This is a genomic window from Arthrobacter sp. OV608 (assembly GCA_900110595.1).
Taxonomy (GTDB): Bacteria; Actinomycetota; Actinomycetes; order Actinomycetales; family Micrococcaceae; genus Arthrobacter.
The window spans coordinates 1-1,072 of sequence record FOEZ01000068.1 but is presented as its reverse complement, the minus strand read 5'-3'; the positions used below and the strand labels follow the sequence as shown (position 1 = coordinate 1,072).

Here is a 1,072-nt window from a genome sequence, read left to right as displayed (position 1 = left end):
TGTACTAAGTCAGGACGTTGGTTACATCGTGAATAGGTGAAGACCTCTTAGGTTGGTGGTTACCACACACAGCCAACGACTAAGAGGTCTTCATGTCCCACCGTAATGCCCGCCTGACTCCAAACGGTAGGCGCATCCTCGTCGAGCGCGTCCTTGCCGGCCGTCCCGTAGCCCACGTCGCGAAGGAAATGGGCGTCTCGCGGACCTGCGCCCATCGCTGGATCAGCCGGTACAAAATCCAGGGCTGGGACGGGCTTGAGGACCGCAGCTCCCGTCCGAGGTCCTGCCCGCACGCCACCCCGCCGGAAGTCGTTGCCGATGTCCTAACTCAACGCGTGGAACACCGCGAGGGCCCGATGGACTTGGCCCTGCGCTGCGGCACCAGCGCCCGGACTGTCTCACGCATTCTGGCCCGCGGCGGGATGCCCAGGCTGTGGGACCTGGACCCCGTGACCGGGGAACGGATTCGTGCTTCACGCGCCACCGACCGCCGCTACGAACGCGACACTCCGGGCGACATGATCCATATCGACGTGAAGAAGCTCGGCAGGATCCCAGATGGCGGCGGATGGCGGGCGGACCCGAAACAGTCCGCCCGCAACCATGCCACCGGCCACGAAAGGGTCGGTTTCGATTACGTACACGTGGCCGTTGATGACCACTCCCGTTTCGCCTACGCCGAGGTCCTGCCCGACGAGAAAGGCCCAACCTGCGCCGGGTTCCTCACTCGGGCCGCGGCAGCTATGGCGGCCAATGGTGCACCGGTCAAACGCGTCATGACCGACAACGCCTTCGCCTACCGGCTCTCCCGCGATTTCCAGAACGCACTTGCTGCACTAGGCGCCAAACACATCCTGATCAAGCCCCGCCATCCCTGGCAGAACGGTAAAGCAGAACGCTTCAACCGCACACTGCAGGAAGGATGGGCCTACCGGCAACCCTTCACCTCAAACCAAGCACGCACCGACGCCCTGCAGCCATGGCTAAACTTCTACAACAACCACCGGCCACACGGCAGCCTCGGAGGCAAACCACCCATCAGCAGGTGCAACCAACCTACTGGCTGAGTACA

At 63.2% G+C, this 1,072-nt stretch carries 1 protein-coding gene; it reads left to right on the top strand.

Annotated elements, in window-relative coordinates; translation table 11 throughout:
• The first annotated feature begins 92 nt into the window (after window positions 1-92).
• Window positions 93-1,067, top strand: a complete 975-nt coding sequence (locus tag BMX78_RS22640) for an IS481 family transposase (protein WP_091424874.1) — start codon at window positions 93-95, stop codon at window positions 1,065-1,067.
• The last annotated feature ends 5 nt before the right edge of the window (window positions 1,068-1,072 follow it).